We start from the raw sequence: 15,028 nt of genomic DNA on the forward strand, positions 1-15,028 counted from the left end.
GTGGCGTGCGGGTGATACGGGGGATGGCCCCCAAGAATGTCAGGGTGATGTAGGGGGGAAACCCGATGGATTCGGGGGTTCCGGTCAGGGAGGCTATGCCCATGACCGTCGAAGCCGTTGACCTGGGGCGACATCCCGATCAGCCCGTAAGCCCCGCAGACGCCCGCAGCACGCGGACGGTCGGCTGGTTCGGCGCCACCGCGCTGCTGCCGATGGTCGCGGCGCACGTGGTCGGCGCGTCGGTCGTGGACCCGGTGCTCGACCCCATCAGCTGGTACGCGTTCGTGCCCGGCGGCGGGGAGCTCATCCTGGCCGGAGGCCTGGTGCTCGCGGTGCTCGGCCTGCTCCTCACGGTCCGGATGTACCGCGCGGGCCTGGCCGCCGGGCCGGTGCCGGCCGTCGCGATGATCCTCTTCGCCGTCGCCATGGTGCTCGTCGGAGCCTTCCCGACCGATCCGCCGGACCTCGAGACGCCCGCGTCGATGTCGGCAGTCATCCACCGGGTCAGTGCGGCCGGGGCGTTCTGCGTGCTCCCGCTGGTCGGCCTCAGCATCGAGCGCACGATCCAGCAGCCGCGGTCGGCCCTGCCGCAGGGCCTGCGGGCCGCCGCGCGGGCCCTGGGGACCGTGGTGGCGCTGTTCCTCGTGGTGCACCTGTCGCTGGTGTTCTTCGCCGACTCGGGGATCGTTGCCTTCGGCCTCATCGAGCGGATCGGCTTCGTGATCATGATCGCCTACCTGTTCCTGATCGCGGCGACCATCGACCGCGAGGGCCTCGACGGCGCCGCGGGGACGCCCGGGGCGGGGCCCACGCCGGCCCTCAGCGGCCCGCGATCCGCAGGCCCCGTGGTGTGATCGCGAAGCCGGCCTCCACGAGCGCGCGGGCCGGCGGATGACGGCGGGCGGCCTCGAGCGCCGACTCGCCGTCCACGCGCTGGACCACGAGGCGCCCCAGGCGGCCCTCGCGGACCGTGCGGGCCAGTGCCTCGGCGGCCGCCGCCAGCCGCGCGGGGCTGTCCGTGAAGGACAGCACCGTCCGCCCGCCCCGCTCGACGAACAGGGTGAGGTCGCCGTGCACGAGCACGACGAGGGCTCCGGCCTTGCGGCCCGGCCGGTGCGCGGTCCGGGCCGCCGGGGCGCCGTCGGCGCCTGTCCCGTCGGGCGCGGCGGGCACGGCGGTGCCTGGCCCGTGGCCTGCGTCGGCACCGGCGGGCCACGCGAGCGCCGCACCGTACGGGTTGGCGGGGTCCATCGCCGCGAGCACCACGGCGGCGTTCGCGCCGACGACGGTGCCGGCGGCCGGCCCGGCCGGCCACGGAGCCGCCGTGCCCTCGCTCGCCGCGAGGCTGCGGTCGTACGCCTCTCGCTCCGCCTCGACGGCCCGCGTGCGGTCCTGCGCGTCGACCCGTAGCCGGTCCACGGCCCCGGGCAGCGCGAACTGCGAGCCGCCCAGGTGCTCCACGAAGTACCCGCGGCGTACCGCGCCGCGTTCCTCCAGGCCGGACAGCACGCGGTAGACGTCGCGGTACCCGGCGCCGACGCCCTCGGCCGCGGCCCCCGGACGGGTGAGCACGCCGTGCCGTTCGAGGAGCACCTGGGTCAGGGCGTGCGCCCGCAGCGTGGGATCGGCCTCGCGGACCGGCAGGGCGGACCACCGGCCGCCGCCGCCCGGCACGGACGCGTTCGGGCGGACGGCGGTGGTGGGCCGGCCGGGCGAGACGGCGAACCGCGACCTGCGCACCGGGCGGGCCCGGGCCGCCGTGCGGGGTGCCCGGTGGGCGCCCGCCCCGCTGACGCGCTCCCGCAGGGCGCCGAGGCCGTCGTTGGTCACCTGCCCGGCCCAGACCAGGTCCCAGAGCACCTCGAGCACCGCGCCGGTCTCGGCGCCCGCCAGCTCGGCGATCCGGGGCAGGAAGAACCCGCCGGAGCCCGTCAGCAGGTCCAGCACGGCGTGGTGCAGGTCGGAGTCGAGCGGCCCGTCCTCCTCGACCGGCGTCAGGTCGGCGAGGGTGAGCGGGGCGCCGTCGGCCAGGTGGAGCGAGACCAGGCCGTCCCCGCCGCCCGAACCCGGCAGCCGCGAGTGGCCCGCCCAGAGCACCTCGCCCGCGACCGTGAGCTCGTCCAGGAGGGCGGGCGAGTAGCCGGGCACCCGGGCGGGCAGCACGAGCGTCTCCAGGGCCGAGGCCGGAACGGCCGCCCCGGCGAGCTGCTCGATCGCCTGCACCAGCCCGTCCACGCCGCGCAGCAGGCCCGTGGAGACGTTCTGCCACCGCGGCAGGAACGCACCGAGCGCCTCCTGCTCCACGGGCTCCACCTCGGACCGCAGGACGGCCAGCGAGCGGCGTCGCAGCAGGCGCAGCACGCCCGGGTCGCACCACTCGTCACCGGTGCCGCCGAGGGACGCGGGGCGCAGGCTGCCGCGCACCAGCACGCCGTCCGCCTCCAGCCGGGCCAGACCGTGGGTCACCACCGCGACGCCCAGCCCGAACCGGTGGGCGACGCCTGGGGCGCCGAAGGGGCCGTGCGTCCGGGCGTGGCGGCGCAGCAGGTCGCCGAGCGGGTCCGGCACGGGTTCGGTGAACGTCTCCGGGATGCCGACCGGGAGGGCGACGCCCAGCGCGTCGCGCAGGCGGCCCGCGTCCTCCGCGACCGCCCACTGGTCCTCGCCCGCGAACCGGACGCGGATCACGCGGCGGGTCGACTCGAGCTCGTCCAGCCAGCTGCCGACGGCGTGCCGGGCGTCCTCGCGCGTGCGGGCCTCGAGCGCCGCCAGGGGGTGTGGCCCCGTGCGGCGGATCAGGTCCCACAGCCCCTCGGCGTCCCGCGCCTGGCGGTCGGGCGCCAGGCCGCTCAGCTCGGCCTCGGTGCGCTCGACGGCGCCCGGGTCGAGCAGGTCGGCGAGGTCGGCCGTGCCCTGCTCGCCCAGCAGCTCCGCGAGGAGCTCCGGGTCGAGGGACAGGGCCGCCGCGCGGCGCTCGGCCAGCGGGGCGTCGCCGTCGTACAGGAACTGGGCCGTGTAGCCGAACAGGAGCGACTGCGCGAACGGCGACGGCGTGCTCGTCGTGACCTCCACGACCCGCACCGACCCCGAGCCGATGTCGCGCATCAGGTCGGCCAGGGCGGCGACGTCGAAGTCGTCCTGCAGGCACTCGCGGGCCGCCTCCAGGACGATCGGGAAGTCGGGGAACTGGCTCGCGACCTCCAGGAGCTGGGCCGACCGCTGGCGCTGCTGCCACAGCGGCTGCCGCCGGTCGGGCCGGCGGCGGGGGAGCAGCAGGGCCCGGGCCGCGGCCTCGCGGAACCGAGCGGCGAACATCACCGACGAGCCGAGCTCGTCGCGCACGGCGCCGAGCACCTCGTCGGGGTCCAGCAGCAGGTCCTCCAGCGTGACCCGGCCGGGCACGTGCGGGGAGGGCTGCTCGCCGGCGGCGCTCTCGCCGTTGTCGCCGGCGCTGCCGCCGGCGCCGTCGTCGGTCGGGTCGGCGGTCCCGCCGAGATCCCACAGGTCGCCGTCCCAGCCGCCTCCGGAGTCGGGCAGGCGGAGCACGATGCCGTCGTCCGAGTGCATGGCGGCCACGTCGAGGCCGAAGCGGCCCCGTAGCCGCGCGGAGATCACGAGCGCCCACGGCGCGTGCACGCGGGCACCGAGCGGCGAGTGGATCACCACCCGCCAGTCGCCGAGCTCGTCGCGGAAGCGCTCCACGACCACGGTCCGGTCGTCGGGCACGCGCCCGGTGCCCACGCGCTGCTCGGTGAGGTAGGCGGCGAGGTTGTCCGCGGCCCACGGGTCCAGGCCCGCGGCCAGCAGGTGCTCGCGCCCGGCGGCCGGGTCGGCGGCCAGGGCGGCGTCGGCCTCGCGGACGAACGCACCCACCGCCCGCCCGAGCTCCGCGGGGCGCCCGGGGGCGTCGCCCTTCCAGAAGGGGAGCCGCCCCGGCAGGCCGGGCGCGGGCGTGACCAGCACGCGGTCGGTCGTGATCTCCTCGATGCGCCACGTGCTCGACCCGAGCGTGAAGGTGTCGCCGACGCGGGACTCGTAGACCATCTCCTCGTCCAGCTCGCCGACGCGCCTGCCCCCGCGGGACCGGCCGGACCCGCCGGGCACGATGTCGGTCGGGGTGTCCTCCGGGGCGCCGCCGTTCGCGCCGTCGGTGGCGAGGAAGACGCCGTAGGCGCCCTTGTCCGGGATGGTGCCGCCGCTGGTGGTGGCCAGGCGCAGGGCACCGGGACGGCCGCGGAGCATGCCGGTGGCGCGGTCCCAGGTGATGCGGGCGCGCAGCTCCGCGAAGTCCTCGCTCGGGTATCGGCCCGCGAGCATGTCGAGCACGGCCCGCCACGTGGCGTCGCCGAGGTGCGCGAAGGGCGCGGCCCGGCGCACGAGGGCGAGCAGGTCGGCCTCGGCCCAGTCGTCGACGGCGAGGGCCGCGACCACCTGCTGCGCGAGCACGTCGAGCGGGTTGGCCGGCACGTGCATGTGCTCGATGGCGCCCGCCCGCATGCGCTGCGCGATCACGGTGGCCGGCACCAGGTCGCCCCGGAACAGCGGGAACACCACACCCTTGGACACCGCGCCGACCTGGTGGCCGGCACGCCCGATGCGCTGGAGACCGCTCGCCACCGACGGCGGCGCGCCCACCTGGACCACGAGGTCCACGGCGCCCATGTCGATGCCGAGCTCGAGGGACGACGTCGCCACGACCGCCGGCAGGCGGCCCTCCTTGAGCTCGGTCTCGGTGCGGGTGCGCTCCGCGCGGCTCATGGACCCGTGGTGGGCCCGGGCCAGCACGATCTCGGTGGCGGGTACCGACTCGGGCAGGCCGTCCCGGCCGGCGGACGGCGCGGGGATCCCCGCCGCGGTGCCGGACTGGCCCGGCACGAGCGCCGCCCAGGTGCTGGCCGGGTCGGCGACCTCCAGACCCTGCCGCTGCGTCCACACCTCGTTCATCCGGGCGGTCAGCCGCTCGGCGCCGCGCCGGTTGTTGGTGAAGACGATGGTCGACGTGTGGTCGGCCACGAGGTCGACGACGCGCTCCTCCACGTGGGGCCAGACCGAGGCCCGGCGCAGCGGGCGCGTGGTCTCGCCGGAGAGGTCGAGCTCGTCGTCGCCGGTGCCGGGCGCGCCGTCTGCCGGGCCGGTGGCGGGTGCGCTGTCCAGGTCCGCCAGGTCCGGCACGGGGACCACGACGTCGATGGCCCACTCCTTGCGGGAGGGCGGCTGGACGACGACGACCTCCCGGCTGCCCTCCCCGCTCCGGCCGCCGCCCAGGAACCCCGCGACCGCGTCGACCGGGCGCACCGTCGCGGACAGGCCGATGCGCTGCGCCGGACGGTCCAGCAGGGCGTCCAGGCGTTCCAGGCTCAGGGCGAGGTGCGCCCCGCGCTTGGTGCCGGCGACCGCGTGGATCTCGTCGAGCACGACGGTCTCGACGCCCGCGAGCCCCGCCCGGGCGGACGAGGTCAGCACGAGGAAGAGCGACTCCGGCGTGGTGACGAGGATGTCCGGGGGGCGGGTGGCGAACGAGCGTCGCTCGTTGGCGGGCGTGTCGCCCGTGCGCATGCCCACGGTGACGTCCGCCACCTCGACGCCGTCCCGGGCGGCGGCCTGGCGGATGCCGGTCAGGGGGGAGCGGAGGTTGCGCTGCACGTCCGCCGCGAGGGCCTTGAGCGGTGAGACGTACAGCACGCGGCAGCGGCGGGCGCGGTCCTCGGGCGGGGGTGCGGACATGATCCGGTCGATCGACCAGAGGAACGCCGCGAGCGTCTTGCCCGAGCCGGTGGGAGCCACGACGAGGGCGTGCCGGTCGCGCGCGACCGCGTCCCACGCGCCGGCCTGGGCGGCGGTGGGCTGGGCGAACGCCCCGGTGAACCACGTGCGGGTGGCGGGTCCGAACCGGGACAGCGGGTCGTCGGGCGTGGGCATGGCCCCATTCTGTCCCCGACCACCGACACTGACCCGGGCAGCGGCGGGAGCCGGTTGCCGGGGCACGCCCCGGCGGACGTAGGGTTGGTGGGTGCGTGAACGGGACTTCTGGCAGCTGGTCGACGAGGTGTTCGGCCCCGCGTACGGGCGCGCCCTCGCCCGCGAGCAGGTGCTGCCCGCCCTGGACGGGCGCACCCCGGTGGCGGCGCTGGAGGACGGCGACGAGCCCCGGGACGTGTGGCACGCGCTGTGCGACGCGCTCGACGTGCCCGACTCCGAGCGGTGGGGCACCGACAAGTTCCGGCAGGCACCGCCACCGCGCCGCTGAGGTCCACCCGCCCGGCGGGGGATCTCGGCCGGCATCCGGCGGACCTGCCGCGACACACCCGCGTGTCGCGCCTTGCCTCGAACACGCGTTCGGCTAGACTTCCACCACAGGCACGGATTTCGGAACGTCGTCCACAGGCGGCGGCCGGAGCAGGCGTCCGTGTCAGTGGCTCGGCGTACGGTCGGCAACGACGTACAGAGCCATCCACGCCGGCGCCCAGAGAGCGCCCTGAAGACGAAGGTGTTGCACATGCCCGCACCAGCAGATCGCGAGAAGGCCCTCGAAGCGGCCCTCGCCCAGATCGACCGCAACTTCGGCAAGGGTTCGGTCATGCGCCTCGGCGACGAGACCCGTGCCCCGATCGAAGTGATCCCGACCGGCTCGATCGCCCTCGACGTGGCTCTCGGCATCGGGGGACTGCCCCGCGGCCGCATCGTCGAGGTGTACGGCCCGGAGTCCTCCGGCAAGACCACCATCGCGCTGCACGCGGTGGCCAACGCCCAGCGTCAGGGCGGCATCGCCGCCTTCATCGACGCGGAGCACGCCCTGGACCCGGAGTACGCCAAGAAGCTCGGTGTCGACACCGACGCGCTCCTGGTCTCGCAGCCGGACACCGGCGAGCAGGCGCTGGAGATCACGGACATGCTGATCCGCTCCGGCGCGCTCGACATCATCGTGGTCGACTCGGTGGCCGCCCTGACGCCCAAGGCCGAGATCGAGGGCGAGATGGGTGACAGCCACGTGGGTCTGCAGGCCCGGCTCATGTCGCAGGCCCTGCGCAAGATCACGGGTGCGCTCAGCGCGTCCGGCACCACCGCGATCTTCATCAACCAGCTCCGCGAGAAGATCGGTGTGTTCTTCGGCTCGCCCGAGACCACGACCGGTGGCAAGGCGCTGAAGTTCTACGCCTCGGTCCGGCTCGACATCCGGCGCATCGAGACCCTCAAGGAGGGTACGGACGCCGTCGGTAACCGCACCCGCGTGAAGGTCGTCAAGAACAAGATGGCCCCGCCGTTCAAGCAGGCCGAGTTCGACATCCTGTACGGGGTGGGCATCTCCCGCGAGGGCGGCCTCATCGACATGGGCGTGGAGCACGGCTTCGTGCGCAAGTCGGGCTCGTGGTTCACCTACGAGGGCGACCAGCTCGGCCAGGGCAAGGAGAACGCCCGGTCCTTCCTGCGCGACAACCCCGATCTCGCCAACGACATCGAGAAGCGTGTCAAGGAGAAGCTCGGCGTGGGCCCGAAGGTCGACGCCCCGGCGGACGCGGCCCCGGCCGCACCGTCGGTCGACGGCGCGTCGGTCACCGGCACCGTGGCGGCGGCGAGCTCGTCCACCCGGACGACCGCCACGGCCAAGGCGACCAAGACGACCACGACACGGTCGAAGGCCACCAAGCCCGCCGCGGCGAAGACCGCGGCCAAGGCGGAGGCGGCCGCCGAGAAGGCACCGTTCTGACGTGGAGTACGGTGATCCAGCGGACGGTCCCGGCGTGGGGAAGCGTCGGGGCCGTCCGACTGTCCGGGACGGGGACCGTCCGGGTGGCCGAGCGGGCCGGCAGGGCAGTCGACAGAGCCGTCAGCAGGGCGGTCACGGCCGCCGGGACGGGGCGGACCGGGCCCCCCGCAAGACCGTCGCCGAACGCCTGGAGGCCGGCGAGATCAGCCGGGACGACGCGGTCGAGAAGGCCCGTGAGGTCGTCCTGCGGATCCTGACCGCGGCGCAGAAGTCCCGTCGTGAGCTGGAGCAGTCCCTGGCCCGCAAGGGCTATCCCGAGGACGTCGTGGTCCAGGTGCTCGACCGGTTCGGCGAGGTGGGCCTGGTCGACGACGCGACGTACGCCGAGACGATCGTGCGCACCCGGCACGCCGAACGTGGCCTCGCACGCCGCGGTATCGCCGCGGAGCTGCGCCGCCGGGGGATCGACGAGGACACCGCCGTCGGGGCCCTGGACCAGCTCGATCCGGACGACGAGCGGGCGGCGGGCGCACGGCTGGCCGCCAAGCTCGTCACCCGCACGCGCGGCCTCGACCGGCAGGTGCGGGTGCGCCGCGCCGTCGGCTCGCTCGCGCGCAAGGGCTATCCGCCCGGCCTGGCGTTCGAGCTGGTGCGCGACGCGCTGGCGGCGGAGGGCGAGGAGACGGACGACCTGGGCTACGCCGAGGACTGATCCCGAGCGCGGCCCGGCGACCGTGTGGCCGACGACGGAGGGCCGGGCAGGTCGACACGACCTGCCCGGCCCTCCGTCGTCGGGTCTGCGCTGCGGACGGCTCAGACCGGAGCGGTGCCCCCGGTCGCCGGCGTGCCGGCCACCACGGTCGGGTTGCCGATCCCCGGTCCGGCTGCTGTCGACCCGGACGTACGGCTCGACAGGAGCCGCGACAGCCGATGCGCGACCACCGTGAGCAGCAGGTTCAGCAGGATGAACACGACCGCCACGACCGTGAGCACCTGCAGCGGGTTGCCGTCGCCGGAGTACACGATCTGGCCAGTGCGGAGCAGCTCCTGGTAGCCGATGAGCTGGCCCAGGGCGGAGTCCTTCAGGACGACCACGACCTGCGACACCATGGCGGGCAGCATGGCCACCAGAGCCTGCGGCAGCTGGATCGAGCGGAGGGTCTGGCCCTCGGTCAGCCCGATCGCGAGCCCGGCCTCGCCCTGGCCACGGGGCAGGTTGCCGACGCCGGAGCGGACCAGCTCCGCGATGACCGATCCGTTGTACAGGATGAGCGCGACGACCACAGCGAGGAACGCCTTGTCCTGCGCCCCCGGCAGCAGCTGGCCGAACAGACCGTAGAAGAACACCATCATCAGCAGCACCGGCACGGCCCGCAGGAACTCGACCACCGTGCCGGAGACCCGGCGGACCACAGCGAGGTGCGACAGGCGGCCGAGGCCGAAGACGAGACCGAACGCGATCGAGCCCACGATGGCGAACGCCGCTGCCCGCAACGTGTTGATCAGCCCGGGGATCAGGTAGTACTGCCAGGTGCGGGCGGATACCGCGTCGGCCCAGAGACCGGGCTCGAGCTGGCCCTTGCTGTCGAGCTGGAGCAGTACCCAGGCAGCCACGGCGAGCACGACGAGGGCGCCCACGATGTTGCCGACGAGGGTCCAGACGCGAGCCCGGGGACCGGGGGCGTCGAAGAGGACGGAGGCGCTCATCGCTTCACCGCCAGACGCCGGGAGAGCGAGGTGGTGAGCAGCCCGATGGGGATCACCAGGATCACGTAGCCGATCGCGAACACCGCGAAGATCTCCCAGAGATAGTTGGGGTTGAACTCGATCATCGTCTTCATCGTGGACGAGGTCTCCCAGGAGACGCTGGCCGCGGCGGCGACGGTCGAGTTCTTCAGCAGCGCGATGAGCGTGTTGCCGAGCGGGGCGATCGCTCCGCGGAACGCCTGCGGCAGGATGATCAGGCGGGCGGCAGGCAGGAAGGAGAGGCCGATCGCCCGTGCGGCCTCCGCCTGTCCCAGCGGGACGGTGTTCACGCCCGAGCGGATCGCCTCGCACACGAAGGCCGCGTGGTAGACGGCCAGGCCGACGACGGCCAGACGGAAGAAGTTGTTCTGGAAGTCGTCGGCGAGCTGGATCTGGAGCGCGGTCCACACACCCATGACCATGAAGGTCATGATGATCGTCAGCGGGGTGTTGCGGAACACGCTCACGTACGTGGCACCGGCCCAGCGCAGCGACACGATGGGGGAGATGCGCATGAGCGCGAGCAGCGTGCCGAGCGCCAGCGCGAACAGCGCGCCCCAGAACGTCAGCTGGATGTTGGTCCAGAACGCTCCGAGCACGTCGTACTGCAGCAGGAGCGCTCCGAGCCCTGACAGATGGTCGTTCACGGGTCACCTTTCGGGAGAGGCGACGCCCTGGCGGGCGTGCCCCACTAGGTCACAGTCGCGGACGGCGGGAAGCCGCCCCGCACGGCACCGGGACCGCGCTCGTCGTGCGAGACGCGATCCCGGTGCCGTGCGAAGGGGGCGTCAGGCGCAGGCCTCCGGCGTCGGCGGGTTGAGGTCCGCGTTCGGGGTGTAGTCGGCACCCTCGGTGTTCGCGGCCACCGCGTCCTCCCAGGCGCCCTCCTCGATCATCTTGGTGATGGCGGCGTTGATGTCCTCGCACTGGTCCGAGCCCTTCGGCAGGCCGACGCCGTAGCGCTCCTCCGAGAACGGGTTCCCGACCACCTTGAGGTTGCCGTCACCGTTCGCCGCAGCGAGACCGGCGAGGATGATGTCGTCGGTGGTGACGGCGTCGACCTGGCCGGCGGACAGGGCGGTCACGCACTCGGCGTACCCGGGGCGCTCCAGGAGCTGGACGCCCTCCGCGTAGTCGGTCTTGATCTTCTCGGCCGACGTCGAGCCGGTGACCGAGCAGAGGTTCTTGCCCTCGAGGTCCTCCGGGCCGGTGATGTCGGTGTTGTCGGCGGCGACGAGGAGATCCTGGCCGGCGACGAAGTACGGTCCGGCGAAGTCGATGACTTGCTTGCGCTCGTCCGTGATCGAGTAGGTGGCGAAGATCATGTCGACGTCGCCGTTCTGCAGCATGCTCTCGCGGTTGGCCGACGGCGTCTCGCGGAACGTGATCTGGTCCTCGCTGTAGCCCAGCTCGTTGGCGACGTAGCGGGCGACGTCGACGTCGAACCCGGTGTAGTCGGCGCCGTCCTGCAGGCCGAGGCCCGGCTGGTCGTACTTGATGCCGATGGTGATGCCGTCCCCGGCGCCCTCCGACGAACCGCCCTCCGGCTCACCGCCGACCTCGGCTCCGCCACAGGCCGAGAGCGCGAGGGTGGACGCGGCGGCCGCCGCGAGCAGTCCCATGGTGTGCTTGCGCATGATTCCCCTTCGGTAGTTCGGGTCCGGGCAGGACCCCTTGGCTGGGATCAGTCAGTGGAAGACTGAGTCAGTGAAAGATCAGTGGGTCAGGATCTTCGACAGGAAGTCGCGCGCCCGCTCGCTCTTGGGCGCGGTGAAGAACTCCTCGGGGTGAGCCTCCTCCACGATCTGCCCGTCCGCCATGAAGACCACGCGGTCCGCGGCCTTGCGGGCGAAGCCCATCTCGTGGGTGACGACGATCATCGTCATGCCCTCCTGGGCGAGCGCGACCATCGCGTCCAGCACCTCGTTGACCATCTCCGGGTCGAGGGCGGAGGTCGGCTCGTCGAAGAGCATGACCTTGGGACGCATCGCCAGGGCGCGGGCGATCGCGACGCGCTGCTGCTGGCCGCCGGAGAGCTGGGCCGGCATCTTCTCGGCCTGGTTGCCCACGCCCACGCGGTCCAGCAGCGTGCGGGCCAGCTCCTCGGCGTCCTTCTTGCTCATGCCGCGGACCTTGCGCGGCCCGAGCGTGACGTTGTCGAGCACGGTCTTGTGCGCGAACAGGTTGAACGACTGGAAGACCATGCCGACCTCGGCGCGCAGCTTCGCGAGCGCCTTGCCCTCCTCGGGCAGCTCCTTGCCGTCGACGGTGATGGTGCCGTCGTCGATGGTCTCCAGGCGGTTGATCGCCCGGCACAGCGTGGACTTGCCGGACCCGGACGGGCCGATCACGACCAGCACCTCGCCCTTGCGGACGGTGAGGTCGATGTCCTGCAGGACGTGCAGCGCACCGAAGTGCTTGTTCACGTGCTTCAGCTCGACGAGCGGCGCACCGAGGGCGTCGCCCGACCTCGGAGCGTCCGCGGTCTCGTCGGCCGCCGGTTGGCCGGTGGTCGAGGTGGTCTGGTCCATCCCTTGAACCTAACGATCCGATGTTTCAGGGACCAAGTCGACAGGTCATCCGAGCACAACGGTTCGGTAACAGATGACCGTGACGTCCCTGAGTCCGGAGCGGATCCGGTCGTGCGGCACGGTTCGGCGCGGCGCCGCGGGGGTCGTAAAATCGACCCCGATGTCCACGACCGCCCTCACCCCAGCCCTGCCCGACGCCGACGCCGCCGCCGAACGGCCGCGCACCTACCTGGTGCGCACGCTGGGCTGCCAGATGAACGTGCACGACTCCGAGCACATGGCCGGCATGCTCGAGGAGGCCGGGTACACGCGCGCCTCCAGCCAGGACGAGGCGGCGAACACGGCCGACGTCGTGGTGATCAACACGTGCGCGGTGCGCGAGAACGCGGCCACCCGGCTCTACGGCAACCTCGGCCAGCTCGCGAGCATCAAGGCGGCGCGGCCCGGCATGCAGATTGCCGTCGGCGGCTGCCTCGCGCAGAAGGACCGCGGCGACATCGTCGCCAAGGCGCCGTGGGTGGACGTCGTCTTCGGCACCCACAACCTCGACGCCCTGCCGGTGCTGCTGGAGCGCGCCCGGCACAACGAGGCGGCGCAGGTCGAGATCGCGGAGTCGCTGCAGGTCTTCCCGTCCACGCTGCCCACCAAGCGCGAGTCGGTCTACGCGGGCTGGGTCAGCATCTCGGTGGGCTGCAACAACACCTGCACCTTCTGCATCGTGCCGCACCTGCGCGGCAAGGAGCGCGACCGCCGGCCGGGCGAGGTGCTGGCCGAGGTCGAGGCGCTCGTGGCCGCGGGTGCCATCGAGGTGACGCTGCTCGGGCAGAACGTGAACAGCTACGGCGTGGAGTTCGGTGACCGCGGCGCGTTCGCCAAGCTGCTGCGCGCGTGCGGGCAGATCGAGGGGCTGGAGCGGGTGCGGTTCACGTCCCCGCACCCGGCCGCGTTCACCGACGACGTCATTGCCGCCATGGCCGAGACGCCGAACGTCATGCCGCAGCTGCACATGCCGCTGCAGTCGGGCTCCGACCGGATCCTGCGTGCGATGCGCCGCTCGTACCGCTCGGAGAAGTTCCTCGGCATCCTCGACCGCGTCCGGGCCGCGATGCCCGACGCCGCGATCACCACCGACATCATCGTCGGCTTCCCGGGCGAGACCGAGGAGGACTTCGCCGAGACCATGCGCGTGGTCGAGGCATCCCGGTTCAGCTCGGCGTTCATGTTCCAGTACTCGCCCCGCCCGGGCACGCCCGCCGCGACGATGGACGACCAGCTGCCCAAGGAGGTCGTGCAGGAGCGGTTCGAGCGCCTGCTCGCCCTGCAGGAGCGCATCGGCGCCGAGGAGGCCGACAAGCAGGTGGGGCGCACGCTCGAGGTGCTCGTCGCCGAGGACTCCGGCCGCAAGGACGGCGTGCGCCACCGCCTGTCGGGCCGGGCCGCGGACAACCGGCTGGTGCACTTCGGCCTGCCCGCGCAGGGCACGGAGCAGGGCACGGAGCAGGGCACGACCCAGGCGGCGACCACCGGCGCGCCGACGAGCCTCGACGACCCGCGCCTGGCCGCCGTCGTGCCCGAGGGGCTCCCGCGCCCCGGCGACATGGTGACGGTGACCGTGACCCAGGCCGCCCCGCACCACCTGATCGCCGACCCGGTCGCGGCCGGCCCCCTCGCCGTGCGCCGCACCCGCTCGGGCGACGCCTGGGCCGAGCGCGAGAAGATCCGGCTCGGCGGCGGCGAGGACACCCACGCGCACGGCACGCCCGCACCGGCCGGACCGGTCTCGCTGGGCCTGCCCACGCTCCGCGCGCGCTGACGGCACCGCACGCGCGCGCCGGGCACCGCCCGGCGCGCCGACGTCAGTCCGTGGGGTCCTGCTCCGCGGGCGGCGCCAGCGACGCCACCGTCGAGAAGAACTGGCTGGCCGTGACCAGCCCGCACGACACCGTCTGGGCGAGCTGCTCCTCGGTGGCGCCGTGCTCGAAGTCCACCGACACCTCGGCGTACAGCGCGAGCCCCGAACCCTCCTCGCGCGTGTAGACCTTGGGCCAGATGCGCTCGCGGTTCCAGTCGTTGGCCGCCTGCAGCACGGCGAGGCGCGCGGCGGCCGGCAGCGCGCCGGCCCAGCGGCCGCGCACCTGCAGGATCTCGTCGTGCTCGCCCAGCAGCAGGAACCAGAACCGGTTGCCGTCCCAGGTGCCGGTCACGTCGCCGTCGTCGTCGATGCGGAAGCGGTAGCCGCGGCGCGACAGGTCGTCGCCCACACGCTGGGTCGTCAGCGGGCGCGGCCGGTCGACGGGCGCGTTCGCGAGCGTGCGGGTCTGCGCCCCCGTCGCGCGCCGCGTGGCCGGGGGTCGCGGGTTCAGCAGACGGGCGAGCCAGCGGCCCGCTCCGCTGCGTCCGGTCCCGCTCACGGTGCCGACCTCAGCGGGTCGGGGAACGTCTCGTCGAGGTGCTCGAAGAACATCGACCCCGTGGTCAGCCCGCACTGCAGGAGCTGGTCGAGCTGGTCGTCGGTGACGCCGTGCTCCAGGTCGACGGTGACCTCGGTGTAGACCAGCACGGCCCCGTTGTCCCGGACCCGGACGTACGTCTTGGGCCAGATGCGCTCGGCGTTCCACTCGTTGCAGATCTCGAGGATCTCCTCGAGGCGCTCGATCGTCAGGTCACGGTGCCACTGCCCGCGCACCTGGAGCACCTCGGAGCTCTCGCCGACCATCAGGAAGTAGAACAGCCAGCCGTGCCACAGCCCGCCGACGTCGCCCTCCGAGTCCACGAAGTAGCTGAACCCGTTGTCGCCCAGCCACTCCACGACGCGGTCGCGCGTCAGAGGACGAGGGACGGAGGACGAGTCGTCCAGCCCTCCCGTCAGCTCGCGCAGCAGCACGCCTTCGACCTGTGCCCGCAGCTCGTCGTCGTCGAGTTCCCTGGGCTCGGGCTGCTGCGGGCTGATGGCCGCACGGTCGCCGTCGCCCGCCGTGTTCCGGCGTCGTGACCCGAAGAACCTCACCTGACCACAGTACCTGCCGGAGGCCTCCTCTCGCTGCGG

12 protein-coding genes are annotated in these 15,028 nt (G+C 73.3%); 5 read left to right on the forward strand and 7 right to left on the reverse strand.

Translation table 11 applies throughout. The features are described 5' to 3' along the window. Window positions 1–101 precede the first annotated feature (101 nt). On the forward strand, window positions 102–854 hold the full coding sequence (locus APR03_RS06195) for a DUF998 domain-containing protein (RefSeq protein ID WP_253833718.1): 753 nt from the start codon (window positions 102–104) through the stop codon (window positions 852–854). Here the strand turns inward: APR03_RS06195 and APR03_RS06200 are convergent. Continuing rightward, entirely contained in the window at window positions 820–5,919 is a 5,100-nt protein-coding gene (locus APR03_RS06200; RefSeq protein ID WP_253833728.1) for a DEAD/DEAH box helicase, read from the reverse strand. The two genes, APR03_RS06195 and APR03_RS06200, sit on opposite strands and share 35 nt — an antisense overlap. Before the next feature lie 91 nt (window positions 5,920–6,010). Between APR03_RS06200 and APR03_RS06205 the strand changes: the two genes are divergently transcribed. The 3 genes from APR03_RS06205 to APR03_RS25175 all read left to right on the forward strand — a co-directional run bounded on the left by APR03_RS06205 (window position 6,011) and on the right by APR03_RS25175 (window position 8,417). Next, window positions 6,011–6,247, forward strand: coding sequence for a DUF3046 domain-containing protein (locus APR03_RS06205; RefSeq protein WP_253833729.1), 237 nt, complete (start codon window positions 6,011–6,013; stop codon window positions 6,245–6,247). Between the two features lie 249 nt (window positions 6,248–6,496). After that, on the forward strand, window positions 6,497–7,705 hold the full coding sequence (gene recA / locus APR03_RS06210) for a recombinase RecA (protein ID WP_253833730.1): 1,209 nt from the start codon (window positions 6,497–6,499) through the stop codon (window positions 7,703–7,705). 34 nt (window positions 7,706–7,739) lie between these two features. Next, window positions 7,740–8,417, forward strand: coding sequence for a regulatory protein RecX (locus tag APR03_RS25175; RefSeq protein ID WP_253833731.1), 678 nt, complete (start codon window positions 7,740–7,742; stop codon window positions 8,415–8,417). Between the two features lie 101 nt (window positions 8,418–8,518). On the opposite strand, the gene APR03_RS06220 is transcribed toward APR03_RS25175, so the two are convergent. The 4 genes from APR03_RS06220 to APR03_RS06235 all read right to left on the reverse strand — a co-directional run bounded on the left by APR03_RS06220 (window position 8,519) and on the right by APR03_RS06235 (window position 11,982). Then, on the reverse strand, window positions 8,519–9,412 hold the full coding sequence (locus tag APR03_RS06220) for an amino acid ABC transporter permease (protein ID WP_253833732.1): 894 nt from the start codon (window positions 9,410–9,412) through the stop codon (window positions 8,519–8,521). Beyond that, complete coding sequence (locus APR03_RS06225; RefSeq protein WP_253833733.1) at window positions 9,409–10,098, reverse strand: amino acid ABC transporter permease; 690 nt, start codon at window positions 10,096–10,098, stop codon at window positions 9,409–9,411. Before APR03_RS06225 ends, APR03_RS06220 begins: the two co-directional genes overlap by 4 nt. A gap of 141 nt (window positions 10,099–10,239) precedes the next feature. Continuing rightward, the gene (locus APR03_RS06230) at window positions 10,240–11,088 is read right to left on the reverse strand and encodes a glutamate ABC transporter substrate-binding protein (RefSeq protein ID WP_253833734.1); all 849 of its coding nucleotides are present in this window, start codon (window positions 11,086–11,088) and stop codon (window positions 10,240–10,242) included. A 78-nt stretch (window positions 11,089–11,166) separates the two neighbouring features. Continuing rightward, the gene (locus APR03_RS06235) at window positions 11,167–11,982 is read right to left on the reverse strand and encodes an amino acid ABC transporter ATP-binding protein (protein ID WP_253833735.1); all 816 of its coding nucleotides are present in this window, start codon (window positions 11,980–11,982) and stop codon (window positions 11,167–11,169) included. Window positions 11,983–12,142: 160 nt separating this feature from the next. On the opposite strand from APR03_RS06235, the gene miaB reads away from it, so the two are divergent. After that, window positions 12,143–13,795, forward strand: coding sequence for a tRNA (N6-isopentenyl adenosine(37)-C2)-methylthiotransferase MiaB (miaB, locus tag APR03_RS06240; protein ID WP_253833736.1), 1,653 nt, complete (start codon window positions 12,143–12,145; stop codon window positions 13,793–13,795). Window positions 13,796–13,838: 43 nt separating this feature from the next. Here miaB and APR03_RS06245 read toward each other — a convergent pair whose 3' ends face one another. Further along, window positions 13,839–14,393: a type III secretion system chaperone family protein gene (locus APR03_RS06245; RefSeq protein ID WP_253833738.1), complete on the reverse strand. Its 555-nt coding sequence runs from the start codon at window positions 14,391–14,393 to the stop codon at window positions 13,839–13,841. Beyond that, on the reverse strand, window positions 14,390–14,989 hold the full coding sequence (locus APR03_RS06250) for a type III secretion system chaperone family protein (protein ID WP_253833740.1): 600 nt from the start codon (window positions 14,987–14,989) through the stop codon (window positions 14,390–14,392). Before APR03_RS06250 ends, APR03_RS06245 begins: the two co-directional genes overlap by 4 nt. Window positions 14,990–15,028: the final 39 nt, after the last annotated feature.

Source organism: Promicromonospora thailandica, assembly GCF_024171955.1.
Lineage (GTDB): Bacteria > Actinomycetota > Actinomycetes > Actinomycetales > Cellulomonadaceae > Promicromonospora > Promicromonospora thailandica.